Consider the following 25130-nt stretch of genomic DNA (forward strand, 5'->3'; position numbering starts at 1 on the left):
CGTCACGTCGTGTAGTCCGCGTTGATGGCGATGTACTCGCGGGTGAGGTCGCAGCCGTAGACGGTGCAGGAGCCGCCCGCCGACCCATCCGCGGCCCCACCGGCAGCACCACCACCGTCGGCACCACCACCGTCGGCACCACCCGCGGCACCACCCGCGGCACCGCCCGTCACGCCCAGGTCCACGGCGATGGTGACCTCCTCGGCCCGCATGATCTCGGTGAGCCGCTCGAGTTCGGCCTCGCCGGGGAAGGCGGGGTAGGTCTCGAGGTCGCCGAAGACGATCGTCACGCGCTCCGGGTCGATGTCGGTGTCGTCGCTGCATTTGCCGATCGCCATCGCGACGCGTCCCCAGTTGGGGTCGGCCCCGTGCACGGCGGTCTTGACCAGCGGCGAGTTGAGGATCGCCTTGGCCACGCGCTTGGCCTGGTCGCGGTCGCGGGCTCCGGTCACCTGGACGGTGAGGAGCTTGGTGGCGCCTTCGCCGTCGCGCGCCAGTTGCCGGGTCAGGTCCAGGCAGACGTCTTGCAGCGCCTCGCGCAGGTCCGCCTCGGCCACTTCGCCGGCCACCCCGCTGGCGAGCGCGATCGCGGTGTCGGAGGTGGAGGTGTCCGTGTCGACGGACAGGCAGTTGAAGGTCTCACCCACCGCGGCGCGGAACGCGGCGTCCAGCACACCCGGCTCCACGGCGGCATCGGTGAAGATCACGGCGATCATGGTGGCCATGTCGGGCTCGACCATTCCGACACCTTTAGCCACGCCCACGACCTGGGCGGTGGACCCCGTCGTCGTCGTCATTTCCCGCACGGCGGTCTTGGGGTGGGTGTCGGTGGTCATCATGGCGGCGGCCACGGCCAGGGCGTCGGAGCCGAACTCGGCGCCGGCGAGCCCGTCGAGGTGGGTGCGCAGCAGGTCCATGGGGTACTGGCGGCCGATCACGCCGGTGGAGGCGATGAGCAGGTCCTCGGGCGGTACGCCGACGGATGCCGCGGCGCGGTCGAGCACCTCGCGCGCGTTGGCCATGCCCTGCTCGCCGGTGGCCACGTTGGCGTTCTTGGCCACCACCACCAGGCCGCGCGCGCGGCCGGACGCCGCGTTGGCGCGGCTGAGGACGACCGAGGGGCCGGCGAAGAGGGACCGGGTGAAAACGGCCGACGAGGCGGGGGCGGGACCCTCGTTGACGACGACGACAACGTCATCACCCTCCTCGCGCAGACCCGCGGAGCCGGCATGGGCTCGGAAGCCGGCCGGCAGGGGGACGGTCGCGGGTGAGGCGGGCGGGTGCGCAGTCATGCGGCCATTGTCCCCTGCGGGCCCGGCGGGCGGTGGCGAAGGGCTATGCGTACGCCGATTACACAGATTTTCTGGTTTGTGACGTACATTACAGACGTCCAAGTTTGGGGCGCTAACCAGCGTCGATAAGTCGCGGCACATCCGAGAACCCCTGTGCGACAACCCCTCAAGATGGAGATGTCGGGGTTCCGACGTAACGTTTCGTAGCGAGTTCGGGATGTACTTCACGAGTCCATCACGGACCGCAATACGACAGCAGCGGCGCAGCACGGTGCCGCTCACAACGAAAGGATCACCAGATGATCAACGACATCTTCGCCTTCTTCAACAACCTCCTCGCCACCGGCTCGTCCGTCGTCGACTTCGGCTCGGCCACCGCTGGCGACGTTGCCAACACCGTTCTCGGCTCCGTCGGCCTGCCCGGCATCGGCGTCGAGGGCGTCTGATTTGACCTCGACCAACTAGCGGCCTAGCCCGCTAACCGGTCAACGCAACGCCGGCATTCGTCTTCGGACGGATGCCGGCGTTGTGCATTTCACAATCGTGTCGCTCGCGCTCGGCGCTTTGCGGCCATCGGCAGCAGGACCACAATTGTGAGCCAAATTACACATGAGGATTCATCGGCCAGACTAGCTGCGCTTATAAAGAGCCGACTGACGCTTTCCCCTTCTCATCCCCTCCCCGCGGATGACGGGCTCGCGCCCCATACGTAACGTCCTGTCATGAGTTGTTGGCGAACCTCCGGGTCCTCAACGGCTCGACCGCACAGGGAGCGGTGCACCCTCGCGCCGCCCATGACGAAAGGATCACCACATGGGTTCCATCGCTGGCTTTCTTCCCGGCCTCGCCGCCGGCTCCAACGCCGTGAGCACCGGCTCCGACGTCGTCGACGGTGCCGCTGGCATCTTCGGCGAGATCCTCAGCACCATCGGCGGCTTCATCGCCGAGGCCACCGGCTCGCTGGAGTGATTTAGCCAAAGTTGGGCTAACACCCAGCCTAAGCAGCACCGACGCTGGCATCGTCTCTGGACGATGCCAGCGTTGGCCATTTCGCAGCCTCAAACTTGCACAGCTCGATCTGTCGCACCCGTCGCCCCGGCCCCGCAAGGCTGGCACGCCTTCGCCGACACCCCGTCACCCGCGCCATGCCGAGCGGGATTAGCGACTCCCTCTTCGGAGCCTCCCCCACACCCTCGCGGACGACTTCTTTGCCGGGGTTCCTGATCGGCCAACTCCACCGCGCGTCGATCGACACACCTCCGCCCGACACGTCGCACCAAGCTCGACACCGTGAGCTGCCGTCCTCATACCAAGAGGTCGTCCTCGACCTTGTGCCACAATCCCGGTCGCCACGCCAGCGATGTCGCCGAATCCCGCAAAGTGGCCGACCCGCCGTCGCACAACAGCGATCCGGCCATTGTGTCTCGATCGAAACAATCGCGGCGAAGGTGGCCACATCCGTTGGCGAGCAAGGTATCTGTAAATCTCAGACGTCCGATTGAGGCTCAGAACTCGCCTATCAGCGCAAATTCTCGCCAACCTGCCGTAACGCTGTGATGCGGATCACAGATATGTGGAGCGAGTCCACAACGGGGCTTCCTCGAAGCCTCACCGGGAACTCGATCCCGAGCGACGTCCTCCGCGCCGCACCTCCTCCGAAAGGAAAGCACTATGTTCTCCGACATTCTCGACCAGCTCGGCTGGGGTTCAGTCATGTTCAACACCGGCTCCGGCATCCTCGATGTCAGCACCGGCTTCCTCGGCAACATCCTCTGGGTCCTCGGCGGCAACCTCGCCAACTGGGGCTCCTGACTCGAGAACGACCATCGGCGGGCTGGCCCGCTGACCGGTCGGCATCGCGCCGGCATCCACTCATGGGGAAGGGATGCCGGCGCCGTGCATTTCACGACACCGTGTTCTTCGCTGCCCCGACCGAGACGCCGCGCGGCACTACACTCGAGCTTATGCAGCTTGACCTGTCCCGCCACATTGACGCCGATCCGGAGACCGTGTGGGCCGTCCTCACCGACATTCCCAACGCACACCGCACCCTTTCCGGTGTGTTGTCGGTGGAGATCCTGACCGCCGGCGTCTATGAGCCGGGCTTTCACTGGCGCGAGACCCGCAAGATGTTCGGAATGAAGTCAACCGAAGAGATGATGGTGCAGACCGCGGACGCACCGCACTCCACGACGATCGTCGCCGAGAACGGCGGTACCGAATACAAGACGGTGTTCACTCTGACGGCTGAGGCCGGCGGCGGCACGACTCTGTTCATGCACTTCAGCGCCGAAACCGCGCACGCCCCGGCCATCTCCCGAGTGGTGATGGGCGTGATGGGCAAAGTTGCACTGAACTCGACCCGCAAGACCATGGAGCAGGACCTGGCCGACATCGGGGCCGAAGCGGAGCGTCGCGCCAACCCCTGACACCAGGCACCCAAATTCGGAAGACCCCCAGGCAGTTGCCTGGGGGTCACCCGATCCTTTGCTACGAACTCGAGGCTTTAGACCGGGATCTCCTGGCCGCTACCGGCGTAGATCGCCTCGAGGACGTTGGAGAACAGGCCGGCAACGCTACCTGTGCCGGTGCCGAGCAGGGTCCCGATGAAGTCCCCGAAACCCTCGACACTGCCCTGGACGGCGCCAAAGACGTTGTCAATTGATCCGAATAGCATGGTGCTTCCTTTGCATTCCGCGATGTGAGTGGATGGCGATGAGGTGGTTACCGACAGGCCAGGGTCAGGCGGCGTCGGCGCCGACGCCGATGAGGTCGCCGATGGAGCCGAACATCGCGCCGACGAGGCCGTCGATGCCGGCCATGATGGTGAGCAGATCCAGGACGCCGCCGCCCATAGCTTCAGTGGACGCCGTGAGTGAACCCATCTTCTTCCCCTTCCGGGAATCAACGTCAAAGAATGTTGACGTTCACGAATAGTGCCACCAGAACTTAACACGCAGTGATCTACGACACAACAGTCGAGTTATTTCCGACAACTTCGCTGGTCGCTCGGAGGCCGTGTCATCGTTGCTCATTAAGTTCCGCTCCTCGAACTTGTGATCGGCCGGAGCCCGGGCCACCGAAACTCAGGCGTTCTTCAGGCAGGGTCCTGACACCGGTAGCGCCCGTTCGGGTTCCCTGGAGCCAGGCCCGCATCAGCACGCGAAAATCCGCTGCCCGCCTTCTAGCCGCTCCGGGGCTAATCAAGTCTGGCTCGAGGCTGCGGACTCCGGGGGCCTCCCGGCTGAAGACTCAGTCCACTGCGGGGCGCGCACGCTCCCAAAGCTCGGCAACCACCTCGCCGGCCAGCCGGTCGGCGTAGGCATCAGCAGCCCGCCACCGCGACCCGGCCCACAGCGGCGGCACGTCGATGTCGCCCGCCTGGGCGGCGGCTTTACGCATCGGCCCGGTGAGGATGTGCAGGTGCGGGTACGCGGCCGGGGCTGCGTCGTGGTGCTCGGCCACGAACCCGTTGACCAGCGCGCGGGCGTAGCGCCCCGTGTAGCAGCGAGTGGGTCGCGTCTCGGTGAACCGCGGATCGCCCAGCGCCGCCCGGTGCAGCGCGCTCGTGCCCGCCTCCGGAGTACGCAACAGCACGGTCCCGAGCTGCACGCCGGTCGCCCCGGCGGCCACCGCAGCGGCCACGTCCTCCGGGGTGGCGATTCCGCCGGCGGCCACGAACTCGACGTCCGGTAGCGCAGCGCGCACGGCCCGCACCAGTTCGACGGTGGTGATGTCGTCGGGCTCCTCCCCCACCGCCGTGGTGGATCGATGCCCGCCGGCCTCGGCGCTCTGCACGGACAACCAGTCCGCCCCCACCTCCACGGCGCGCCGCGCATCCTCGACGCCGGCGACGGTCACGACCACCGCCGACCCCGCTGCCTGCAACCGCTGCACCACCCCGGAGCCCGGGATCCCGAACGTGAACGAGACGACCGGCACCGCCTCCTCGACCAGCGCGTCGATGGTGGCGTCTTGGTCGAAGTCGGTGAACTGCGGATCCTCGGCCAGCGCGATGCTCAGCCGCTCGGCGACAGGCCGCAAGCCTTCCGCGTATTTCTCGAGTCTGGCCATGCCGCCCGCCGCGTCGAGGGCCGCCTCGGAGTCGGCCCGGTCGAGCAGAAAGACGTTGACGCCGAACGGCGCGTCGGTGAGCTCGCGGACGCGCGCGATCTCGGAGCGGGTGGCCTCCGCATCCAGGTATCCGGAACCGATCAGTCCGAGTCCGCCCGCCTCGCCGACCGCCGCGATGAGCTCTCCGGTGGTGGGCCCGCCGGCCATGGGCGCCCCGATCACGGGACGGCGCAGGTGCGACGGGAGCAGGCGGGCGTGTGGTTCGGCGTCGGTCATGTTCCCGACGTTACGCCTGGTGGGATCGCGCGGCGGGCTGGACCATGCCGCGCCGAGTCACCGCGTACACCGCTCCGCCGACGACGAAGACGACGACACCGCCGACCACCGACTCCCACGGCAGACTCCCAGCGACCGTCACACAGCCGAGCGCCCCGAGCACCGGCACCCAGGCCGGCAACCGCCGGCGCCGGCGGTCCAGGCGCAGGGCCGCGGTGTTGGCCACCAGGTAGTAGACCAGCACGGCGAACGACGAGAATCCGATCGCCTGACGCACATCGGCGAGAAGGACGATCACCGCGACGAGCACGCCCACGCAGATCTCGGCGACGTACGGCGTCCGCCGCGTGGCGTGGACCGCGGCTAGCGGGGCGGGCAGATGCCGGTCGCGGGCCATCGCGAGCGTCGTACGCGAGACGCCCAGGATGCCGCCGAGCAGCGCACCGAGCGCGGCGATCCCTGCGGCGATCCGCACGACCGGGGCGAGCTCACCGCCGCCGATGCGTTCCGCCGCCTCGAGCACCGGCGCGGCCCCGGCTGCGACACCGCCCACGCCGAGGACGTGGACGACCGCTGCCAACACCAGCGCATACACCACGATGACCAGCGAGATCGCCAGCACCACGGCCTTCGGAATCGTGCGGGCCGGGTCGCGCACCTCCTCGCCGAGCGTGGCGATGCGGGCGTAGCCGGCAAAAGCGAAGAAGCAGAAGCCCGCGCCGCCGAGCACGCCGAGGATCCGGGCGGGCCACGCCTCGTCGTCGACCGCGGGCACCGGAACAGGCCCCACCTCGGAAGCACCCAGCCCGGTGGTGCCCGTCCCGGCTGCGACGGCCTCCGCCCCACCGCCGGATGGCACCACCCAAGCCATCACGAAAAAGACCGCGAGCACGACCAGCACGATCGCCACCAGCACCTTGGCCACAGTCGCCGTGCGCTGCACCCCCAGCACCGAGAGTACGGTGAGGAGAAGAACGGCTGCCGCGGCGACGAGGTTCGCGTGCTCCGGCCAGATGTACAGCCCAACAGTGAGGGCCATGGCCGCGCACGAGGCGGTCTTGCCCACGATGAATCCCCAGCCTGCGAGGAACCCGGGCAACGGACCCAGCAGTTCGCGGCCGTACACGTACGTCCCGCCCGCGGCGGGGAACTGGGCGGCCAGCCGGGCCGAGGACAGTGCGTTGCACACCGCCACCACCGCGGCGATCGCGAGCGAGACCCACACGAGCGAGCCAGCCCGGGCCGCGGCGGGGGCGAACGCCACGAACACGCCGGCGCCGATCATGGCTCCGAGACCCACCACCACCGCGTCGGTCAGACCGAGCCGTCGATCAAGCATCTGGTTCACCCGAGCACTCTGACATTCCCGGGTGACGCGTAGATGAACCTCTGCCCAGGCGGGGGCAGAAACCTCCGGCTCCGGAAAGACAGTCAGGCGATGCGAAGGATGAGCGAACGGCCGATACATTGGAGATCGTGTTTCTTCTCCGCCGGCTCCGCTTGACGGCTGCCGCATCGGTCACCGCTTTGGCGCTGGCCAGTTGCGGTACCGGCGAGCCCGCGGATCAGGCGCCCCCACCCGCGGCCGGCGCCCCCACGGCCGACGTCGCCACCGCACCGCCGACCGCGCCGTGCGACTCACCGTTCGCGGCACTCAGCCAGCGCGAGCGGATCGCGCAGCTGTTCACCGTGGGCGTGAGCTCGATGGCCGACGCCCGCCAGGCTGTGGAGCAACACAACATCGGCGGTGTGTTCATCGGCTCGGGCGTCGTCGGCGAGGCGGTCTCCGGCAGTGGCCTGGCCGAGCTCCAGAAGATCGCCCCGCTGCCGCTGCTGGTCGCGATCGACGAGGAGGGCGGCCGCGTCTCCCGCATCTCGCCGTACGCGGGGCCGATGCCCTCGGCACGCGTCATGGCCTCCACCATGAGCCCCGAGCAAGTCCGAGCGACCGCCCACACGCGCGGTGAGTTCCTGAACCGCATGGGTGTGACGGTGGACTTCGCCCCCTCCCTCGACGTGTCAGACCAGCCCGACCAGGCCGTGATCGGCGACCGCTCCTTCTCCCCCGACCCCGCTCGTGTGACCGAATACGCCCGCGCATTCGCTGCCGGGCTGCAGGACGCCGGGATCACCCCGGTGTTCAAGCACTTCCCCGGGCACGGGCGTTCCTCCGGCGACAGCCACTTCACCACCGTGACGGTGCCACCGCTCGACCAACTCGCGGCCCACGACCTGCGGCCGTTCGCCGAGCTGGCCGCCACCCCCGGAGCCGGGATGATGCTCGGGCATCAGCTGGTCCCCGGCCTGACGGGCGCGGACCGGCCGGCATCGCTCTCCCCCGCCGCGTACCGGCTGCTGCGGGAGGGCCACGGCTACGGCGCCCCCGCGTTCGAGGGACCGATCTTCACCGATGACCTCTCCGGGATGAAGGCCGTCTCCGACTCCTTCCCACTGCCCCGGTCGGTCACCGAAGCCCTCATCGCCGGCGCAGACTCCCCGCTGTGGATCACCACCGCCGGCATCGGCGAGGCGCTCGACTCGGTCGAGGGCGCACTGGCGAACGGGGCACTGTCCGCCGACGCCCTCGACCGATCGCTGGAGCGGTTGGCCGAGGTGCGCGGAATCCCGGAGTGCGCGAACGGCCCGGTCACCGGCCGGATGTCCGGGGCAGGCTCGCTGGCCGCCCCGATCGAACCGGTCGCTCCCGGCCCGGGCGCCCCGCCGGTCACCTCACCACCGGCCGCGGCTCTGGCCCCGCTACCCCGCTGAGTCGGCGACCCAGACGCCGGACGTGCCCCGCCGGTGCGAATCCATGAGGTGGGTGTCCACCACGCCGATGGCCTCCATCAGCGCGAACACCGTCACCGGCCCGACGAAGCGAAAGCCCCGGCGCTTGAGATCCTTGGCCAACGCGACCGATTCGGGCGACTGCGTGGGCACCTCCTCCATCACCCGCGGCTCGGGCGTGGCCTCGGGCCGATACGACCAGATGAGCTGCGAGAGCCCGCCGTCCGAACGGAGCTCGACCACCGCGCGGGCGTTGCTGATCGCGGCATCGATCTTGCGGCCATTGCGCACGATGCGCTGATCGGCCATGAGCCGCTCGACGTCATCGGCACCGAAGTCCGCCACCGCATCGGGCGAGAACCCCGCGAACGCCTCCCGGAACGCCGGGCGCTTGCGCAGGATCGTCACCCAGCTCAGTCCGGACTGGAAGCCCTCCAGCACGAGCCGCTCGTACAGCCCGGCCTCGTCGTGGACGGGCATGCCCCATTCGGTGTCGTAATACTCGCGCAGTAGCGGATCGCGGGCCGCCCACGGCGGCCGCCGCAGCCCGTCCTCGCACAGCACCGAGCCACTCCCGATGGTGACGGCGGTAGTGGCGGCGTCGGCGGTAGCGGCGGTGGCCCGGTCCTGCGTGTCGTTCTGCATGAGATCTCCGTCTGTTCGTCGTCCCACCCGTGCGGTGGTGGCCAGCAGACTAGGCGCGGTCTACGACAACACCCCGGTGAGCTGCACGATCCGCACCGCCGCCACCATGAGCAGCGCGATGCCCACCACGAGGGTGAGCACCCGCCCGGCGACGCGGCCGAAAGACAGGAACCGGTCGATGCGGCGGGTCGCGGCGCCGATACTGCCGGACGGCACCCGCGACAGGGTGATGATCAGCGCGACGCTGGGCAGGATCGCCACGATCGCGAACATCACGATGTGCACGATCTTGACCCACGCCGGCGTGTGGTGCAGCGAGATGAGCACCATGCCGCCCGCGAACGGCGCCGAGGTGCCGGACTGGATGATGCCCAGCGAGATGCCGGTGGCCACGATCCCGAACTTCTGCAGCACGTTCTGAGCGAGCGGCGCCTCGACCGCCTCCTCCGCCTTCTCCGCGGGCGCCCGCAATCCCAGCACGGTGATGACCAGGCCGATCACACCCACCACGACCATCGCCCACAGGTCGTAGAACAGGCTGCGGACGAACTCCTCGTTGTTGCCGATCACCCACACCGAGACCAGCGAGAGCGCCACGATCCCGCAGAACGCGCCGCCGGTGAAGCGCGCGGCCCGCGGCGCGAACGGCAACCCGCGGCTGGCAGCGGTCAGCCACAGCCCCGCGATGACGGCGAACGCCAAGAGGTTGAGCGAATCGATCGCCGCGAATCCCAGCAGACTGAGGTAATACTGCACCGGGACACCCTACCGGCGGTCGTCTGGGTTGGGGTCGGGGCGGGAGTCGGGATCCGGGCCGGTGTCCGGGTCGTGGGTGGTGACGTTGTCGTCGTCGTGGTCGTGTTCTTGATCTTGTTCTTCGCCCGACCCGCCCCGCCCTCCCCGCGCTGGACGCCCATACACCGACCTCTCCCGGCGACGGAGCACGTCGAGGTCACGCACGGTCCAGCCGCGCATCTGCAGCGGCACGCGCCACTGCTGCCACCAGGCGAGCAGGCGGAACGCGATGACGAACACGGCCAGCGCGGTCGCGGTGATCGGCCCCCACATGCCGGTCTCCACCGCCACCACCGTCAGGCCCGCGCCCGTCGCGGCCGGGACGACGTACAGGTTCGACCCGCTGAACACCGCCGGCATCTCGTTGGCCACCACGTCGCGCATCAGGCCGCCGCCGACCGCCGTCACCACGCCCAGCCCGATCGCGGAGGCCACCGGCATGCCGTGATCGAGCGCACGGGCGGCACCGAACGTGCAGAACAGCCCCAGGCCGGCCGCGTCGAACACCACGATGAGCGTGGACACCCGGTGCACCATCGGGCCGATAAGATACACCGCCACCGCCGCCACGACCGGCGGGATGAGGTAGACCGGCTTGGCCAGCGCCAGCGGCGTGACCCCCAGCAGGACGTCGCGGATGATGCCGCCGCCGAGGCCGGCCAGCAGGCCCAGCACGAGGCCGCCGGTGATGTCGATGTCCTTACGCGCCGCCAGCAGGTTGCCGGACAGCGCGAAGAAGAACACGCCCGTCAGGTCGAACCACAACAGCAGCGGCGAGGACTCCACGAGGCGCCCCTAGGTCACGGCGTCCGGCGCCGGCGCGGGCTCGTCCACACTCGCCGTGCGCGCCTGATGGCGGTTGCGCACCGCGCGGAACGTCCAGAGCTTGTTGACGATGAAGTTGATCGGCATCGTGATGACGATCGTCAGCAGCTGGCTCCAGTACTCACGGGAATGGATGCCCGCGTCCTCATGCCAGAACGGTTCCGGCAGGTACAGCGGCGAGGTGGGGTTGGTGAACGCGAGCTTGATGAAGATGCCCGCGATGGCCGCCACCGACCCCACCACCAGGAACGGCCAGAACTCGTGCCAGAACGGGGCCTTGGCGCCCGCGCCGAAGGTCCAGTTCCGGTTGAGCATAAAGTTGTAGAAGTTCGCCACCAGGAACGCGACGATCCACACCAGCGTGGTGAAGCGGAAGTTGAACTCCGTGCCGGAGATCGGGAACAGGACATCCTGCGCGTTCTGGGTGCCGCCGTTGGCCTTGTTCATCAAGACCGTGACGATCATGTTGACGACCATGCCGGAGCCGCCGACGATCCCGAACATGATGAACTGTCGGAGGCTACGGCGATAGCGGCCGATCGCGGGGGGCGCCGGGGTCACAGCGTGCCAGTCTAGGCCTACTCTGCTCCGTGACCGGCGGGGACTCGCTCGGAGGGCTCCGCGATGGGGCCCGGGGCGATGCCGCTGCCGAACGGGCTGCCGCCCAACTCCTCGCGGTGGTGCGGGGTGAGCAGGCCCGCCAGGTCCGGCCCCTTGGGCACGATCCCGGTGGGGTTCACGTCGCGGTGGACGTTGTAGTAATGCTCCTTGATCTGCGGGAAGTCGCAGGTGTCGCCGAAGCCGGGGGTCTGGAACAGGTCGCGCAGGTAGCCCCACAGCGCGGGCATCTCGGTGATCTTGCTGCGGTTGGCCTTGAAGTGGCCGTGGTAGACCGCGTCGAAGCGCACCAGGGTGGTGAACAGACGGATGTCGGCGGCGGTGATGGTCTCGCCCACCAGGTAGCGGCGCGTGGCCAGGCGCTCCTCGAGGCGGTCGAGCGAGGCCCACAGCTCGTCGTAGGCCTTCTCGTAGGCGCCCTGCTCGGCGGCGAAGCCGCAGCGGTACACGCCGTTGTTGACGGTCGGGTAGATCCAGGAGTCGAGCTCGTCGATCTCGTCGCGATGGGCCTCCGGGTAGAGGTCCGGGGCGCCGTCGCGGTGGAAGTCGGTCCACTCAGAGAGCATGTCGAAGTTGAGCTTCTGGTACGCGTTGGTCACCACGGACTTCGTCGGCAGATCGACCAGGGCGGGCACGGTGATGCCGCGCGGGTAGTCGGGAATCCGGTTGAAGTACGCCTCCTGCAGGCGGTGCAGGCCGGTGACCGGATCCTTCTCGTCCGGGTCGAGGTCGAAGACCCACGAGTTGATGTCGTGCGTCGGGCCGGCGAGCCCCATCGAGATGGCGTCCTCCAGGCCCATGAGCCGGCGCACGATGATCGAGCGGCTCGCCCACGGGCAGGCCCGGGCGGCCATGAGGCGGTAGCGGCCGGCCTCGACGGGCCAGCGCATTTCGCCGATCTTCTCGCCCACCGGGTCGCTGCCCGGCTCCAGGCCGGCGACCACGCGGTCGTTGATGTAGGTGGCGTCGCGGACGAACTCGCCGCCGGTGGAGGCGTTCTTCGCTGCGATGAACTCGGTCTCGTCTGGCATGAGGCTCTCCTACGGTCGGCGGGCGTGAGGTCGTCGTCGTATTAGCAATACGCCGAACTGTTGATACATCACCAATCATACCCGCGCGAACGCCCTCAGGCTAGCCCCCTCTACAGCCCTTCGACCCGGGTCGCGAGTCACGGTCGCCGACATATGCCACGCTGGGGCCATGGACTCCGCGCACGTCGACGACGTCTCGACCCGCTACGCCGAATTCGCCGAGTACGAGGTCCGCGGCCGCACCCCCGTCTATCTCTCCTGGGCCCGCGGGATCGCCGCCGACCCCGCCACCTGCGAACTCATCGCGCGCCTACCCCGCATCAAGCGGCAGCCCGTCCTGGTGTTCGCCGCCGCCCGCCACGCCGGCGCCGCCGAAACCGAGGACTACGCCGCCTTCCGCGACTTCCTGCACGCCCACTGGGCCGAGGTCGAGCAGATCGCGCTCACCCACTCCACCCAGACCAACGAGGCCAAGCGCTGCGCGGTCCTGCTGCCGTTCCTCTCGCTCCTGCCCGGCCCGCTCTCGCTGGTCGAGGTGGGCGCCGCCGCCGGACTGTGCCTGTACCCGGACCGCTACGCCTACCGCTACGACCTCGGCGGCGGCCACACCTACGAGCTGCAGCCCGCCGAGCTGGCCACCTCCGTCACCCCGGCCGAGGTCCCGGTCCTGGAGTGCGACCTGCGCGACGGCGTCCCCCGCCCGCGCTCCCTGCCCGAGATCGTCCACCGGGGCGGGGTCGACCTGGCCCCCATCGACCCCGCGGACCCCGACTCCCGCGCCTGGCTCCGCAGCCTCATCTGGCCCGGCCAGCAGGCCGAGCGCGTGCCCCGCCTCGACGCGGCACTCGACATCGCCGCCGCCGATCCACCGAACATCATCACCGGGGACCTCGTCCAGCAGGTCGAGGCCGCCGTCGCCGCCTGCCCCGCCGGCTCCACGCCCGTCGTCTTCCACACCGCGGTGCTCGGCTATCTCGAGCCCCCGGAGCGGGCCGAGTTCGTCCGACGCGTCACCGAGCTCTGCCGTAGCGCCGGCGCGGTGTGGATCTCCGTCGAGGGGGTGACCCTCCTGCCCGAGATCGCGGCGCAGGTCCCGGAATCGATCCGGCGACACAGGGGCATCTTCGTCGTCGCCGTCAACGGGCAGCCCCTCGCCACGGCGCACGGCCACGGCGACTGGGTCCGCGCCCTCGACATGCCCTGAACCGGACGTGCCCCGGCGCCTCACCCGCCGTGCGCACGCGCTGGAGGGCAGACTGTCGGGGTGTCCACGATCGTGTTTGTCCACGCCCACCCCGACGACGAATCGTCCCAGACCGCCGGGATGATGGCGCTCGCCGCCCGCGCCGGCCACCGCGTGGTGACGGTGTTCGCCACCGACGGCGACCACGGCCAACGACCCGAAGGAATGGGTGACGACGGCGACGTGGTCGAACATCGCCGTGGGGAAGCCCGTGCGGCCGCGCGCGTCCTGGGCGTCGAGCGCGTCGACTGGCTGGGATACCGAGACTCCGGCATGACCGGCTGGGCCCAGAACGACGACCCGTTGTGCCTGCACCGGGCCAGCGTCGACGAGGCCGCCGGCCGACTCGCCCGGATCATCGACCGCGAGGACGCCGACGTGGTGATCGGCTACGACCACCACGGCAACTACGGCCACCCCGACCACATCGCGGTGCACCGGCTCACCCGCCGGGCCGCCGAGCTCGCGGCACGCCGACCCCGGCTGATGGAGTCCACCACCAACCAGTCCGCGCAGCTGGAGATGCTCGACCGGCCCGAGGTCACCGAGCTCTTCGACGCGCTGGCCGCCGCCGGTTCGGACGTGGCCGAGCTCCGCGAGATGATCCTCACCGGCGACGACGGACAGCCCGTCGGCGTACCCGAGTCCGAGATCGCCTGGGCCGTCGACCTGCCCGAGGACGTGCTCGCCCTCAAGCGCCGCGCGATGGAGTGCCACGCCAGCCAGACCAGCGACATCGGCCTCATGCTGGGCATGCCGCCCGCCGTCTACGCGCTGGCGTTCGGCACCGAGTACCTCATCGAGCCGGGCCTGGATCAGGACATGCAGAAGGCCTGGCCGTTCGACTGACGTCGACGCGGCCAGGCCCTGTGCGGGGTTGCCCTGTGCGGGGTTGCCCTGTGCGGGGTCCTACTTCTCGCGGACGACCGACCCGTCGTCCTGCAGACGCAGGAGCGGGTAGATGCCGTTCTCGTCGTGGTTCTCGTCGCCCACGACGGGCGGGTTGAAGACGCAGAGCATCTGCATCTCCTCCTCCACGATCACCTGGTGCTTCTCGTTGCCGTCGAGCAGGTACATCGAGCCCGCCGCGAGCGGGTACTCCTTGTCGTTGGTGAGGTCACGCAGGGTGCCCTTGCCGCGGGTGAGCCAGACGGCCTCGATGTGGTTGGCGTAGTGGAAATCGTTGGTCGTGCCGGCGGCGATGGTGGTCTCGTGGAACGAGAAACCCACGCGGTCATTGGCCAGAACGATGCGCTTGGACTCCCAGTTACCGTTGTTGCCCTTGATGTGGCGATCGGTATCGGTGATCTCGGCGGTGGTGCGAACGATCATGTGATGCCTCCTTGAGGGGTGGTCCCGTACTACTGGATCAGGCGTACTGCTGCGCGAGGACGTGGTCGACGGCCTCGTAGCAGATCTCGATGCCGCGGTCGCGCTCCTCGTCGGTGAGGGTCAGCGGCGCCAGGAACTTGACGACCTCGTCGCTCGGGCCGGCGGTCTCGACCAGCATCTTGTTGTCGAAGCAGCGGGCCATGACCTGGCCGGCCAGCTCCGGGTCCTCGAGGAACGCGATGCCGAAGGCCATGCCGCGGCCGCGCAGCTCGAGCTTGCCCTCGTACTTGTAGACGAGCGGCGAGAAGCGCTCGCGCAGGATGCGGCCGTTCTCCAGCGTGCGGTTCTGGAGCGCGTCGTCGGCCCAGTACTTGCGCAGCGCCACGTCAGCGGTGATGAACGCCAGGTTGTTGCCGCGGAAGGTGCCGTTGTGCTCGCCCGGGGTCCACTCGTCGAGCTCGCGGTTGAACAGGGTCACCGCCAGCGGGAGGCCGTAGCCACCGATCGACTTGGACAGGCAGACGATGTCCGGCTTGATGCCGGCGAACTCGAAGGAGAAGAACTCGCCGGTGCGGCCGCAGCCCATCTGGACGTCGTCGACGATCAGCAGGATGTCGTGGCGCTTGCACAGCGCGTCGAGGGCCTGCAGCCACTCGGCGCGCGCGGCGTTGATGCCGCCCTCACCCTGGACGCACTCGACGATCACGGCCGCCGGGCGGTTCATGCCCGAACCGGAGTCGACGAGCACGCGCTCCATCCACTGGAAGTCCTCGGTGACGCCACCGAAGTAGTTGTCGTACGGCATAGGGGTGGCGTGGACCAGCGGGATGCCGGCACCGGCGCGCTTCATCGAGTTACCGGTCACCGACAGCGACCCGAGGGTCATGCCGTGGAACGAGTTGGTGAAGTTGATGATGGCCTCGCGGCCGGTGACCTTGCGGGCCAGCTTCAGCGCGGACTCGACGGCGTTGGTGCCGGTCGGCCCGGGGAACATCACCTTGTAGTCCAGGCCACGCGGCTTGAGGATCGTACTGGAGAAGGTCTCCAGGAAGGCGCGCTTGGCGACCGTGTACTTGTCGAGCGAATGGGTGACGCCGTCGCGGGTGATGTACTCCAGCAGGGCGTTCTTCATGTCGTCGTCGTTGTGGCCGTAGTTCAGCGCGCCGGCGCCGCCGAAGAAGTCGAGGTAGTCCTCGCCGTCGACGGTCGTCAGCGTCGCACCCTTGGCGGTGTCGAAGACCGCCGGCCAGTTGCGCGAGTAGCTACGAACCTCCGACTCGCGGTCGGTGAAAATCGAGGTATCGGTGCTCGAATCGTGCGTGTTCTCGGTCATTTGTCTTGACTCACTCCAATGAAAAAGCGTTCGGGCAGCGGCGGCGGGCCGGGCGGCCCGCGCCCAGTCCTTAGGAAATCGTGTAGAGGTCTTCTTGCTCGTGGCCCTCTCCGAGAAGATCAGCGCCCAGGTAGTCCTCGCTGGTCAACGACATTCCGCGGTCGCGGGCAACGGCTCCGAAGGTGCGCTTGGAGGCGTCGTTGTCCGGGCTGATCGTGGTGCGCAGGCGCACGGTGCCCTGCTGCTCGCCGGTGCGGTCCATGAGGCTGTGCAGCAGACGGGCCGCGAGTCCCTTGCCGCGCTGATCGGCGTCGACGCCGACCTGCCACACGAAGATCGTGTCCGGCTCGTCGGCACGGATGAAGCCGGTGACGAAGCCGACCACACGGCCCTCGACCTCGACCACCACCGAACTCCCGGCGAACTCGGCACCCCACAGTACGTAGGCGTAGGACGAGTTCAGATCGAGGACCCGGCTGTCGCGGGCGATCTCCCACATCCGGATCCCGTCTGCCGCGGTGGGCGGACGGAAAACCGGGTCCGAGGAATCAGGGGTACGGGGTACTTCTCGTTCTCCTGGGCTCATAATCGTCTCCCACCGTAGTGAGGCCACCTCGTAGTTGCATCTACCTTCCACAATTCGTTCCTGAATTAGTGATGAGTGTGCAGGTGATCGCCGGGGAGTGAGGTCGGTCACTCGCCGGTGGTTCCGCGAACGCCCGACCGCGGGGCCGGAGCGCCTAGAACGCTCCGCCGAGGCGGCCGGAGAGCTTGTCGAGACGTTCCTGGCTCGCGCCGTCCAGGCCGATCACGGACATCGTCTTGCCCTTCTCCGCGTACTTCTGCTGCACGGCATCGAGCGTCGCGACGGTCGAGGCGTCCCAGATGTCGGCGTCGGTGAGGTCGAGGACCACGTGCTCGGGGTCGCCGGAGTAGTCGAACTGATAGACCAGATCGTTGCTCGACGCCCAGAACAGCTCGCCGGTGACGCGGTAGGTGCGGGTGGTGACCCCGGTGTCGTCGTCGCGGTCGTCGTCGTTGTCGTCGTCGCGGTCGGCACGGTCGTCGCGGTCGTCGCGGTCGAGACGGTCGTCGCGGGGCCCGGGGACCTTCTCCACCGTCGTCATGTGCGCGACGCGGCGGGCGAACATCACCATCGCGGTGAGCACGCCCAGGACCACGCCGATCGCCAGGTTGCCGGTCCACACCGTCGCCACCACCGTGACCAGCATGACCAGGGTCTCCGGCAGCGGCATGACCCTAAGGGTGCGCGGGTGGACCGAATGCCAGTCGAACGTCCCCACGGACACCATGATCATCACCGCGACCAGCGCCGCCATGGGAATGAGACCCACGACGTCGCCGAGCACCACCACCAGGACGAGCAGGAACACGCCCGCGAGCAGCGTCGACAGCCGGGTGCGCGCCCCGGATTCCTTGACGTTGATCATCGTCTGGCCGATCATCGCGCAGCCGCCCATGCCGCCGAAGAGACCGGTGACGAGGTTGGCCACGCCCTGGCCCCAGCCCTCGCGGGTCTTGTCGGAGTGGGTCTCGGTGATGTCGTCGACCAGCTTGGCGGTCATGAGCGATTCCATGAGCCCGACCAGCGCCATGGCCAGCGCGAACGGCGCGATGATCTGAAGGGTCTCCAGGGTCAGCGGCACGTCGGGGAGGAGCAACGACGGCAACGACGTCGGAAGCTCACCCTGACCCGCCACATCGGGCACGTTCCAGCCGACGGCCAGCACGACGACCGTGATCGCCACGATCGCGATCAGCGGGGCCGGCACGACCGTCGTCAGGCGCGGGAAGCCGACCATGATGACGATGCCCACCGCCACCAGCGGGTACACCAGCCACGGCACGCCGATCAGATGCGGGATCTGCGCAGAGAAGATGAGGATCGCCAGCGCATTGACGAAGCCGATCATCACCGACCGCGGGATGAACCGCATCAACTTGGCCACGCCCAGCACCGAGAGGACGATCTGCAGCGCTCCGCCCAGCAGGACCGTCGCGATGAGGTAATCGAGCCCGTGCTGGGCAACCACCGGGGCGACGACCAGCGCAATTGCGCCCGTCGCGGCCGAGATCATGGCGGGCCGACCGCCGGTGAACGCGATCGTCACGGCCATCGTCACCGAGGCGAACAGGCCGACCCGCGGGTCGACGCCCGCGAGGATCGAGAACGAGATCGCCTCCGGGATCAACGCCAGGGCCACCACCAGGCCGGCCAACACCTCGGTCCGCAGTCTGGCCGGCGAGGAGAACGCCGCCCGGAATGAGGGCAGCACACCGGTCGGGAACTCGTTGCTCACAGATCACCTACAGTCGTAGTACCGACTCTCTCGTAGCGAGAGAGTAAAAGCTACCGTAGCGGGAGAGTTGTGGCCGGGGAAACTCAGGGCGAGCAGACCATGAAGATCGGGGAGGTCGCCGAGCGCACTGCATTATCGATCCGCAGCCTGCGCCACTACGACGAACTCGGCCTGGTCAGCCCGTCCGCCCATTCCCCCGGCGGGTTCCGCCTCTACACCGAGGCCGACGTCGAGCGCCTGCTGCTCATCCGGCGCATGAAGCCACTCGGGTTCAGCCTCGACCGCATGAAGGACTTCTGCCGCGCCCTCGACGCGCGGGGGGAGTGGACCGGGTCCGGGGGCGTGGGCGAGGGGGCCGACGACGATGCCGCCGCCCGCACCACGATCACCGAGATCGGCGCTGAAGCGGCGGAGCGACTCGAGCGCCTGCGCAAGCACCTGGCCTACGCCGAGGAGTTCGTCGAGATCATCGACCGCCTCAGCTGAGCGCCGCAACCGACCCTCTCCGACCCCTCCCGCGCCACTCTCGCCGGCCTCTCCATCCCCGCCGGCCCGTCCCGCGCCCCCACCGGTAAACGCGAAGAGGGTTTCGCACGTTGGCACCCGGCCGATACGTGCGAAACCCTCTTCTCAATGGAACGGGCGGGCGGGCCGAGCCAGGCCGAGCCAGGGCGGGCCGGGCTGCCATACAGGCGGGCCCGGGGCGGGCCAGGGCGGGGCGGGCTGCCAAGGCAGGCCCGGGGCGGCCGATCCGGGCCCGCAGAGACCGAACTCAGAGGGCCCGCCCGATGACCTCCTTCATGATCTCGTTCGTGCCGCCGTAGATCCGCATGACGCGGGCGCCGGCGAACTTCTGCGCGATCGGGTACTCCATCATGTAGCCGTAGCCGCCGAAGAGCTGGAGGCAGCGGTCCACCACGTCGTCGAGCATGTCGGTGGCCTGCATCTTGGCCATGGAGGCGGTCACGGCGTCGAGCTCACCGGCGAGCTCCTGCTCGATGCAGTAGTCGACGAACGTGCGGGTCGCCATGGCCTGCGTCTTGCAGTGCGCCAGTTCAAAGCGGGTGTTCTGGAAGTCGAGCACCGGCTTGCCGAACGCCTGCCGCTCGCGGGTGTACTCGAGCGTCTCCACGACGGCGGCCTCGGCCATCGCCAGCGCGTCGACCGCGATGGCCAGACGCTCGCGCGGCAGCTGGTTCATCAGCTGGTAGAAGCCCTGCCCCTCCTCGCCACCGAGCAGGTTGGCGGCGGGCACGCGCATGTCGTTGAAGAACAGCTCGGCGGTGTCGGCGCCGTGGCGGCCCATCTTCTCGAGCACGCGGCCGCGCTCGAAGCCGGGGGTGTCGGCCTCGACCGCGAACAGGGCCATGCCCTTGTGGCCGGCGTCGAGGTCGGTCTTGGCCACGACCACAACGAAGTCGGCGGAGCCGCCGTTGGAGATAAAGGTCTTGGAGCCGTTGATGATGTAGTCGTCACCGTCGCGCTTGGCGGTGGTGCGCACTCCCTGCAGGTCGGAGCCGGCGCCGGGCTCGGTCATGGCGATCGCGGAGATCCACTCACCGGAGCAGATCTTGGGCAGCCATGCCTTCTTCTGCTCCTCGGTGGCGTAGTTGGCGACGTAGTGCGGGGTGATGGTGGAGCCGACGCCCATGCCGAACGCGGTGTCGCCGGAGTAGACGAGCTCCTCGGTGACGAGGTACTCCATGCCGGCGTCGCCGCCCTGCCCGCCGTACTCCTCGGGCACGTCGAGGCAGATGAGGCCGGCCTCGCCGGTGCGCACCCAGGTCTCGCGGTCGACGTGCTTCTGCGCGGCCCACTTCTCCTGGTTGGGGGTCATCTCCTTGGCGAAGAAGGCGCGGGCGTGCTCCCGGAGGAGGCGGTGATCGTCGGTTTCCCACGAGGGGCGGTAGTCGGGGAAGAGTGCGGACACGAGGGGCCTCCAAGGAAGTACGACGACGACAACAGCATTTACATCGAGTTCGGCGACAGTCTACGACCGCGGTATTGGCCGAGTCCGGATGCAGCGGGCGCGGGCGGGGCCATACTCGTGCCATGAGCGATTCCACGGACCGGCCAGAGCAGGACTCCCAGCCCGAGACGGGCGCCCTCCCCGTACCTTTCCCGACCGACTGGACGCGCTGCCTCATCCTTGTGGCGCACCCTGATGATCCCGAGTACGGCATGTCCGCCGCGGTGGCCCGGTGGACGGCCGAGGGGCGCAGCGTCGTCTACGTGCTCGCGTCCAGTGGCGAGGCCGGGATCGAGGGCATGGCCCCGGAGATCGCCGGGCCGATCCGCGAGGAGGAGCAGCGGCGGTCGGCGGCGCACGTCGGGGTGGACACCGTCGAGTTCCTGGGTTTCCCGGACAGTCGGATCGTCAACAACGGTGAGTTGCGGGACGCGATCGCCGACTCGATCCGCAAGCACCGGCCGGACATCGTGGTGTCCCTGTACTCGGGCCCGGAGTTCGGCCCGGGTATGCCCAACCAGTCCGATCACATGGAGTTCGGCGACGCGGTGGGCGCCGCCTACGACGATCTGGTGGCCGCGGTCGGCGTGGACTCGCGCGAGGGGCGCCCACAGATGTGGTTCGAGTCCGATCCCCGGCCGAGCCACTACGTCGACGTCACGGGGTTCGTCGACCCGGCCATCGACGCGCTGGCCGAGCACAAGGAGTACATGTCGGTGCTCGACCCGCAGACGCCGGTGCGCGAGCAGGCGCAGACGCAGGTCGAGCGCATGGTGGCGCCCGTCGAGGGCCTGGCCGACGGCAACCCGGTGGTGGGCTTCACCCGCAAGCGCCCCTGATCGCGAGCCACGTGAGGAGCGTCACCGCCGGTCCCGGAATCAATCCGGACCGGCGGCCCGTTCTACTAGACATGACAACTTCTTTGGACACCGCCCAGGCCATCCAGATCGACGAGGCCGCCCAGGACCTCCTCTTCCGCGAGGCCCGCACCGCCAACGCCTTCACCGGTGAGCCGGTGACGGACGAGCAGCTCGAGGCGATCTACGACCTGGTCAAGTGGGCCCCCACCTCGATGAACAACCAGCCGCTGCGCGTCGTGGTGCTGCGTTCGGAGGAGGCCAAGGCCCGTCTGATCCCCCTCCTGGCCGAGGGCAACCAGGCCAAGACCGCCGCCGCCCCGGCCGTGGCTCTACTGGCCGCCGACGTGGACTTCCACGACGAGCTGCCGAAGGTCTTCCCCCACTTCCCCGGCGCCCGCGACCTGTTCGCCGACGAGGACGCGCGCATCGGCACGGCCGAGCTCAACGCCGGCCTGCAGATCGGCTACCTGATCCTCGGCATCCGCGCGGCCGGCCTGGCCGCCGGCCCGATGACCGGCTTCGACGCCGACGCGATCGCCACGGAGTTCTTCCCCGACGGACGCCACCGTGTGCTCGTCGCGGTCAACATCGGCAAGCCCGCCGAGAACGCCTGGTTCGACCGCCTCCCGCGCCTGGACTACGACGAGGTCGTCACGACCCTCTGACCCTGCGTTCCCGCAGCAGTCTGATCCCGCGCCCCCGCGGTGATACAAGAACAGGCCGGATCCCGACAGGGTCCGGCCTGTTCTTGCTGTCGGCGCGGGAAAAAGCCTGGTCAGCAGCGCGAGGTCAGGCCGGGCGGAAGCGCTCGACGATCTCGTCCGCCCACTCGGCGCGCGGCGAATCCATGCTGCCGTCGGCCGGCGAGCCGATGTAGGTGAGCCAGTACCTGTCGTCGCCCTCACCCACGACTGCCGTGTAGATCAGCGCTCCCTCCGGGCCGAGCATCGCCTGCTGGGCCATGGGGATCACCCGAAAGGACAACGCCGAGCCGTCGCCGACACGGCTCGAGATCGGCTCCAGGCTCTCGTCGGTGGGCTGGCCCGGGACCGGAAGGACGGTCTGGCCGATGGCGGAGGCCAGCGCGTAGGCGGCCTGCTCGTTGTTGACCTCCTGGCCGCCCAGCATCTCCTCGGTCAGTGCACCGATGAAGACGAGTCCGCCCGCGCCGCCGTCCGTCGACACCTTCTCGGGGAGCAGCGCAGTGGTCCCGAACAGCAGGTCGCCGGACTCGGCCTGCCACCCCTCGGGGACGCGGATGGCGAGCCCTGCGGCCTCGTCAATGTGGTCGGAGCCCGCCGCCACCTGGATCTTGGGGCTCAGCGTGCGCTCGCCCGGGGCGTAGGTCTTCTGCGAGACGACCACCGTCAGCACCGCCGCGACCACGGCCACGACCGCCACCAGGACGATCAACAGGATGGCCTTGCCACGACCAGAAGATGAAGTCGGGCTCACACTCGCGCTCATGGACCCAGCGTAGGCGGGTCCGCGGGGCGCGTGCGTCGGAGGGTGATGTTCACCCGACCGGGGGCCGCGCCCAGCACGTCGCGGCACCAGGCGGGAGCCGTACCGTCGACGACCTTCGGCACCCCGTGGAACGCCATCCGAGACGGCCCGCCGAACACCACCAGGTCCCCCGACTCCAGACGCACGTCCGTGTACGGGCGGCCGCGGTGCTCGGGAGTGCCGAACCGGAACGTGCACGCATCGCCCAGGCTGAGCGAGACCACCGGGTCGCCGCTGGCCTCGTCGCGGTCCTGGTGCAGGCCCATCGTCGCGCCGGGACCGTAGAGGTTCACCAGCGCCGCATCGGGCGTATAGATGGCCGAGTCGGTCTCCGCCACGCGCGGATCGACCGCGGCCGCCGCGGACAGCGCGGACCGGGCGGCGCGCACGAGCCACTCGGGGATGGGCGGGACGTCGGCGTTGTCGTCGTCGTATCTATAGGGCGTCCAGTGGCGTCCCAGGCTGAACGTACGCACCGACATGCGGCCGCCACCCGGCAGCACGATCGAGCGCGGCGCGCGCACCGCGGCCCAGTCCGCGCAGGCCCGCAGGAGGAATTCCTGCTGCTCGCGGCTCAGCCAGTCGGGCACGTGCACCGCGCCGGGGCCGAGGATCGCCGGCTCGCGGCGGACGCCGAACAGCGGCTCTGTCACGCCTGATCAGCCCCCTTTCGTCGTGCCCGGCCTCTGGTCCACGTCCGGCGTCTGGTCCATCTCCGAGCTGTGCCCGGCGTCCGGATCCGCGGCGGTGATGGGGGCCGCGATGTCCTCGAGCGACTGGCCCTCGGCGTCCACGCCCAGGAAGATCTCGGCGATGCCGCCGACCGCCATCACCCCGGCCGCGATGAGGAAGCCCATGCCCACCAACGCGCGATCGCCGCTCTCGATGAAGTTACCGAACATCAGCGGTCCGATGATGCCGCCGACGCCCGTGCCGATCGCGTAGAAGAAAGCGATCGCCAGGGCCCTGGTCTCCATGGGGAAGATCTCCGACACCGTCAGATAGGCGGCCGAGGCGCCGGCGGTGGCGATGAAGAACGTCAACGACAGCAGCACCACGAAGCCCCACAGGCCCCCGACCTCGTTGAGGAAGACGAAGTACAGCGGCACCGTCACCAGCGCGGACCCGATGTAGGTGCCGGCGATCATCTTCTTGCGGCCGACCCTGTCGAACAACGGGCCCAGGGTGAGCGCGCCGAGGAAGTTCACGATCGCGAACAGTGCCAACAGCAGGGGTGCACTGCCTGAGTCGATGCCGTAGTAGTTCTGGTACAGCGTGCCCAGGTTGAAGGTGATGCCGTTGTAGAGGAACGCCTGGCCGATGAACAGGGCCAGGCACAGGAGCGCTCGCTTGGGGTACTTGCCGAACGCGGTCTTGGCGATCTCGGTGAACGGGATGCTGGCCCGCTGATGGATGGTGATCTGCTCGTCGCGGCCGACCCGCTCCAGCGGCTCGTCTTTCTCCTCCTCGACCTGCTCCTCGATGTCCTCCACGATCTCGTCGGCCTCGTCCTCGCGGCCGTGGATGAACAACCATCTCGGACTCTCCGGGACGTGCCTTCGGACGAAGATGATGACCACGCCCAGCAATGCGCCCACGCCGAGCGCGAAGCGCCAACCCAGGCCCTCGGAGAACCATGCGGTGTTGAGGAAGAACAGCGAATAGAAGGAGCCGAACGTCGCACCCAACCAGTAGGTGCCGTTGATGAGAATGTCCACGCGGCCGCGGTAGTTCGCGGGGATGAGCTCGTCGACCGCGGAATTGATCGCCGCGTACTCGCCACCGATCCCGGCGCCGGTGACGAATCTGCAGAGGAAGAACATCCACGGCTCGACCGAGAACGCCGTGGCGAACGTGGCGATGCAGTACACGACCAGCGTGAGCATGAAGAGCTTCTTGCGGCCCCAGCGGTCGGTCAGCCGCCCGAAGAACAGCGCGCCCAGACAGGCGCCGAGAATGTAGATTGACGCCGCGAGACCGATCTGCCCCTCCGTGATGGGCAGGCCGCTGCCCGGCTCGACCAGCCGCGCGGCCAGCGAGCCGATGAGCGTGACCTCCAGGCCGTCGAGGATCCACACCGTCCCCAGGCCCAGGATGACCTTCCAGTGGATGCCCGCCCAGGGCAGGCGGTCCATCCGGGCGGGGATCGCCGTGGAGATGGTGCCCAGCTTGCGCTTGCCGGGTCCTGACCTGGTGTCGGGGGATGCATCACCCCGGGATCGC

General features: G+C 68.8%; 28 protein-coding genes. 10 read left to right on the forward strand and 18 right to left on the reverse strand.

Going from position 1 to position 25130, the window contains the following annotated elements; all coding sequences use genetic code 11:
- Positions 1–2 precede the first annotated feature (2 nt).
- Positions 3–1433 (reverse strand): bifunctional glutamate N-acetyltransferase/amino-acid acetyltransferase ArgJ, encoded by a 1431-nt coding sequence (gene argJ, locus ACWGLC_RS14530; RefSeq protein ID WP_452100560.1) that lies wholly within the window; start codon positions 1431–1433, stop codon positions 3–5.
- Between the two features lie 158 nt (positions 1434–1591).
- On the opposite strand from argJ, the gene ACWGLC_RS14535 reads away from it, so the two are divergent.
- The 4 genes from ACWGLC_RS14535 to ACWGLC_RS14550 all read left to right on the forward strand — a co-directional run bounded on the left by ACWGLC_RS14535 (position 1592) and on the right by ACWGLC_RS14550 (position 3721).
- The gene (locus tag ACWGLC_RS14535) at positions 1592–1738 is read left to right on the forward strand and encodes a hypothetical protein (protein WP_452100561.1); all 147 of its coding nucleotides are present in this window, start codon (positions 1592–1594) and stop codon (positions 1736–1738) included.
- A gap of 367 nt (positions 1739–2105) precedes the next feature.
- A complete protein-coding gene (locus ACWGLC_RS14540) occupies positions 2106–2261 on the forward strand; it encodes a hypothetical protein (protein ID WP_452100562.1) in 156 nt (51 codons plus the stop codon).
- 702 nt (positions 2262–2963) lie between these two features.
- Positions 2964–3104 (forward strand): hypothetical protein, encoded by a 141-nt coding sequence (locus tag ACWGLC_RS14545; RefSeq protein ID WP_452100563.1) that lies wholly within the window; start codon positions 2964–2966, stop codon positions 3102–3104.
- Positions 3105–3205: 101 nt separating this feature from the next.
- Positions 3206–3721, forward strand: coding sequence for an SRPBCC family protein (locus ACWGLC_RS14550; protein WP_452100564.1), 516 nt, complete (start codon positions 3206–3208; stop codon positions 3719–3721).
- A 77-nt stretch (positions 3722–3798) separates the two neighbouring features.
- Here ACWGLC_RS14550 and ACWGLC_RS14555 read toward each other — a convergent pair whose 3' ends face one another.
- The 4 genes from ACWGLC_RS14555 to ACWGLC_RS14570 all read right to left on the reverse strand — a co-directional run bounded on the left by ACWGLC_RS14555 (position 3799) and on the right by ACWGLC_RS14570 (position 6981).
- Entirely contained in the window at positions 3799–3969 is a 171-nt protein-coding gene (locus ACWGLC_RS14555; protein ID WP_344991864.1) for a hypothetical protein, read from the reverse strand.
- A gap of 64 nt (positions 3970–4033) precedes the next feature.
- Positions 4034–4177 carry a hypothetical protein gene (locus ACWGLC_RS14560; protein ID WP_344991861.1) on the reverse strand — a complete coding sequence of 48 codons (144 nt, stop codon included), beginning with the start codon at positions 4175–4177 and terminating at the stop codon, positions 4034–4036.
- 367 nt (positions 4178–4544) lie between these two features.
- On the reverse strand, positions 4545–5642 hold the full coding sequence (locus ACWGLC_RS14565) for an NAD(P)H-dependent flavin oxidoreductase (protein WP_452100565.1): 1098 nt from the start codon (positions 5640–5642) through the stop codon (positions 4545–4547).
- A gap of 10 nt (positions 5643–5652) precedes the next feature.
- Positions 5653–6981: an APC family permease gene (locus ACWGLC_RS14570; protein ID WP_452100602.1), complete on the reverse strand. Its 1329-nt coding sequence runs from the start codon at positions 6979–6981 to the stop codon at positions 5653–5655.
- Between the two features lie 137 nt (positions 6982–7118).
- Between ACWGLC_RS14570 and ACWGLC_RS14575 the strand changes: the two genes are divergently transcribed.
- Entirely contained in the window at positions 7119–8411 is a 1293-nt protein-coding gene (locus ACWGLC_RS14575) for a glycoside hydrolase family 3 N-terminal domain-containing protein (protein ID WP_452100566.1), read from the forward strand.
- Here ACWGLC_RS14575 and ACWGLC_RS14580 read toward each other — a convergent pair.
- The 5 genes from ACWGLC_RS14580 to ACWGLC_RS14600 all read right to left on the reverse strand — a co-directional run bounded on the left by ACWGLC_RS14580 (position 8400) and on the right by ACWGLC_RS14600 (position 12343).
- The gene (locus tag ACWGLC_RS14580) at positions 8400–9074 is read right to left on the reverse strand and encodes a DNA-3-methyladenine glycosylase I (RefSeq protein ID WP_452100567.1); all 675 of its coding nucleotides are present in this window, start codon (positions 9072–9074) and stop codon (positions 8400–8402) included. The genes ACWGLC_RS14575 and ACWGLC_RS14580 overlap by 12 nt on opposite strands.
- Before the next feature lie 60 nt (positions 9075–9134).
- Positions 9135–9830 (reverse strand): hypothetical protein, encoded by a 696-nt coding sequence (locus ACWGLC_RS14585; RefSeq protein ID WP_452100568.1) that lies wholly within the window; start codon positions 9828–9830, stop codon positions 9135–9137.
- Between the two features lie 9 nt (positions 9831–9839).
- A complete protein-coding gene (locus ACWGLC_RS14590; RefSeq protein ID WP_452100569.1) occupies positions 9840–10655 on the reverse strand; it encodes a trimeric intracellular cation channel family protein in 816 nt (271 codons plus the stop codon).
- A gap of 9 nt (positions 10656–10664) precedes the next feature.
- A complete protein-coding gene (locus ACWGLC_RS14595; RefSeq protein WP_452100603.1) occupies positions 10665–11198 on the reverse strand; it encodes a GtrA family protein in 534 nt (177 codons plus the stop codon).
- A 74-nt stretch (positions 11199–11272) separates the two neighbouring features.
- Entirely contained in the window at positions 11273–12343 is a 1071-nt protein-coding gene (locus ACWGLC_RS14600; RefSeq protein WP_452100570.1) for a glutathione S-transferase family protein, read from the reverse strand.
- 169 nt (positions 12344–12512) lie between these two features.
- Here ACWGLC_RS14600 and ACWGLC_RS14605 point away from each other — a divergent pair, with 169 nt between their 5' ends.
- Both ACWGLC_RS14605 and ACWGLC_RS14610 read left to right on the forward strand, forming a co-directional pair.
- Positions 12513–13547 carry a DUF2332 domain-containing protein gene (locus ACWGLC_RS14605; RefSeq protein ID WP_452100571.1) on the forward strand — a complete coding sequence of 345 codons (1035 nt, stop codon included), beginning with the start codon at positions 12513–12515 and terminating at the stop codon, positions 13545–13547.
- A 60-nt stretch (positions 13548–13607) separates the two neighbouring features.
- Entirely contained in the window at positions 13608–14435 is an 828-nt protein-coding gene (locus ACWGLC_RS14610; RefSeq protein ID WP_452100572.1) for a PIG-L deacetylase family protein, read from the forward strand.
- 60 nt (positions 14436–14495) lie between these two features.
- Here the strand turns inward: ACWGLC_RS14610 and ACWGLC_RS14615 are convergent, their stop codons facing one another.
- The 4 genes from ACWGLC_RS14615 to ACWGLC_RS14630 all read right to left on the reverse strand — a co-directional run bounded on the left by ACWGLC_RS14615 (position 14496) and on the right by ACWGLC_RS14630 (position 18572).
- A complete protein-coding gene (locus ACWGLC_RS14615) occupies positions 14496–14918 on the reverse strand; it encodes an ectoine synthase (protein WP_230930513.1) in 423 nt (140 codons plus the stop codon).
- Positions 14919–14955: 37 nt separating this feature from the next.
- On the reverse strand, positions 14956–16251 hold the full coding sequence (gene ectB / locus ACWGLC_RS14620; RefSeq protein ID WP_452100573.1) for a diaminobutyrate--2-oxoglutarate transaminase: 1296 nt from the start codon (positions 16249–16251) through the stop codon (positions 14956–14958).
- Positions 16252–16321: 70 nt separating this feature from the next.
- Positions 16322–16837, reverse strand: a complete 516-nt coding sequence (ectA, locus tag ACWGLC_RS14625) for a diaminobutyrate acetyltransferase (RefSeq protein WP_230930511.1) — start codon at positions 16835–16837, stop codon at positions 16322–16324.
- 154 nt (positions 16838–16991) lie between these two features.
- Positions 16992–18572, reverse strand: a complete 1581-nt coding sequence (locus tag ACWGLC_RS14630; RefSeq protein WP_452100574.1) for a SulP family inorganic anion transporter — start codon at positions 18570–18572, stop codon at positions 16992–16994.
- Positions 18573–18671: 99 nt separating this feature from the next.
- Between ACWGLC_RS14630 and ACWGLC_RS14635 the strand changes: the two genes are divergently transcribed.
- Entirely contained in the window at positions 18672–19058 is a 387-nt protein-coding gene (locus ACWGLC_RS14635; protein ID WP_452100604.1) for a MerR family transcriptional regulator, read from the forward strand.
- Positions 19059–19344: 286 nt separating this feature from the next.
- Here the strand turns inward: ACWGLC_RS14635 and ACWGLC_RS14640 are convergent, their stop codons facing one another.
- Entirely contained in the window at positions 19345–20502 is a 1158-nt protein-coding gene (locus tag ACWGLC_RS14640; RefSeq protein WP_452100575.1) for an acyl-CoA dehydrogenase family protein, read from the reverse strand.
- A 122-nt stretch (positions 20503–20624) separates the two neighbouring features.
- On the opposite strand from ACWGLC_RS14640, the gene ACWGLC_RS14645 reads away from it, so the two are divergent.
- On the forward strand, positions 20625–21380 hold the full coding sequence (locus tag ACWGLC_RS14645; RefSeq protein WP_452100576.1) for a PIG-L deacetylase family protein: 756 nt from the start codon (positions 20625–20627) through the stop codon (positions 21378–21380).
- A gap of 71 nt (positions 21381–21451) precedes the next feature.
- Positions 21452–22066, forward strand: coding sequence for a malonic semialdehyde reductase (locus ACWGLC_RS14650; protein WP_452100577.1), 615 nt, complete (start codon positions 21452–21454; stop codon positions 22064–22066).
- A 124-nt stretch (positions 22067–22190) separates the two neighbouring features.
- Here the strand turns inward: ACWGLC_RS14650 and ACWGLC_RS14655 are convergent, their stop codons facing one another.
- The 3 genes from ACWGLC_RS14655 to ACWGLC_RS14665 are packed head-to-tail and all read right to left on the reverse strand — an operon-like array spanning position 22191 to position 25042.
- Entirely contained in the window at positions 22191–22868 is a 678-nt protein-coding gene (locus ACWGLC_RS14655; RefSeq protein WP_452100578.1) for a hypothetical protein, read from the reverse strand.
- On the reverse strand, positions 22865–23560 hold the full coding sequence (locus ACWGLC_RS14660) for an alpha-ketoglutarate-dependent dioxygenase AlkB family protein (protein ID WP_452100579.1): 696 nt from the start codon (positions 23558–23560) through the stop codon (positions 22865–22867). Before ACWGLC_RS14660 ends, ACWGLC_RS14655 begins: the two co-directional genes overlap by 4 nt.
- A gap of 6 nt (positions 23561–23566) precedes the next feature.
- Positions 23567–25042, reverse strand: coding sequence for an MFS transporter (locus ACWGLC_RS14665; RefSeq protein ID WP_452100605.1), 1476 nt, complete (start codon positions 25040–25042; stop codon positions 23567–23569).
- Positions 25043–25130 lie beyond the last annotated feature (88 nt).

The organism is Dietzia sp. NPDC055877 (assembly GCF_053615975.1).

Bases quoted from the DNA above. Each gene is read 5' to 3' on its own strand.
- argJ (WP_452100560.1), bottom strand. From the start codon at position 1,433: ATGTGCCGCGACTTATCGACGCTGGTTAGCGCCCCAAACTTGGACGTC.
- ACWGLC_RS14535 (WP_452100561.1), top strand. From the start codon at position 1,592: ATGATCAACGACATCTTCGCCTTCTTCAACAACCTCCTCGCCACCGGC.
- ACWGLC_RS14540 (WP_452100562.1), top strand. From the start codon at position 2,106: ATGGGTTCCATCGCTGGCTTTCTTCCCGGCCTCGCCGCCGGCTCCAAC.
- ACWGLC_RS14545 (WP_452100563.1), top strand. From the start codon at position 2,964: ATGTTCTCCGACATTCTCGACCAGCTCGGCTGGGGTTCAGTCATGTTC.
- ACWGLC_RS14555 (WP_344991864.1), bottom strand. From the start codon at position 3,969: ATGCTATTCGGATCAATTGACAACGTCTTTGGCGCCGTCCAGGGCAGT.
- ACWGLC_RS14560 (WP_344991861.1), bottom strand. From the start codon at position 4,177: ATGGGTTCACTCACGGCGTCCACTGAAGCTATGGGCGGCGGCGTCCTG.
- ACWGLC_RS14565 (WP_452100565.1), bottom strand. From the start codon at position 5,642: ATGACCGACGCCGAACCACACGCCCGCCTGCTCCCGTCGCACCTGCGC.
- ACWGLC_RS14570 (WP_452100602.1), bottom strand. From the start codon at position 6,981: ATGCTTGATCGACGGCTCGGTCTGACCGACGCGGTGGTGGTGGGTCTC.
- ACWGLC_RS14580 (WP_452100567.1), bottom strand. From the start codon at position 9,074: ATGCAGAACGACACGCAGGACCGGGCCACCGCCGCTACCGCCGACGCC.
- ACWGLC_RS14595 (WP_452100603.1), bottom strand. From the start codon at position 11,198: ATGTTCGGGATCGTCGGCGGCTCCGGCATGGTCGTCAACATGATCGTC.
- ACWGLC_RS14600 (WP_452100570.1), bottom strand. From the start codon at position 12,343: ATGCCAGACGAGACCGAGTTCATCGCAGCGAAGAACGCCTCCACCGGC.
- ACWGLC_RS14605 (WP_452100571.1), top strand. From the start codon at position 12,513: ATGGACTCCGCGCACGTCGACGACGTCTCGACCCGCTACGCCGAATTC.
- ACWGLC_RS14615 (WP_230930513.1), bottom strand. From the start codon at position 14,918: ATGATCGTTCGCACCACCGCCGAGATCACCGATACCGATCGCCACATC.
- ectB (WP_452100573.1), bottom strand. From the start codon at position 16,251: ATGACCGAGAACACGCACGATTCGAGCACCGATACCTCGATTTTCACC.
- ectA (WP_230930511.1), bottom strand. From the start codon at position 16,837: ATGAGCCCAGGAGAACGAGAAGTACCCCGTACCCCTGATTCCTCGGAC.
- ACWGLC_RS14635 (WP_452100604.1), top strand. From the start codon at position 18,672: ATGAAGATCGGGGAGGTCGCCGAGCGCACTGCATTATCGATCCGCAGC.
- ACWGLC_RS14645 (WP_452100576.1), top strand. From the start codon at position 20,625: ATGAGCGATTCCACGGACCGGCCAGAGCAGGACTCCCAGCCCGAGACG.
- ACWGLC_RS14650 (WP_452100577.1), top strand. From the start codon at position 21,452: ATGACAACTTCTTTGGACACCGCCCAGGCCATCCAGATCGACGAGGCC.
- ACWGLC_RS14655 (WP_452100578.1), bottom strand. From the start codon at position 22,868: ATGAGCGCGAGTGTGAGCCCGACTTCATCTTCTGGTCGTGGCAAGGCC.
- ACWGLC_RS14665 (WP_452100605.1), bottom strand. From the start codon at position 25,042: ATGGACCGCCTGCCCTGGGCGGGCATCCACTGGAAGGTCATCCTGGGC.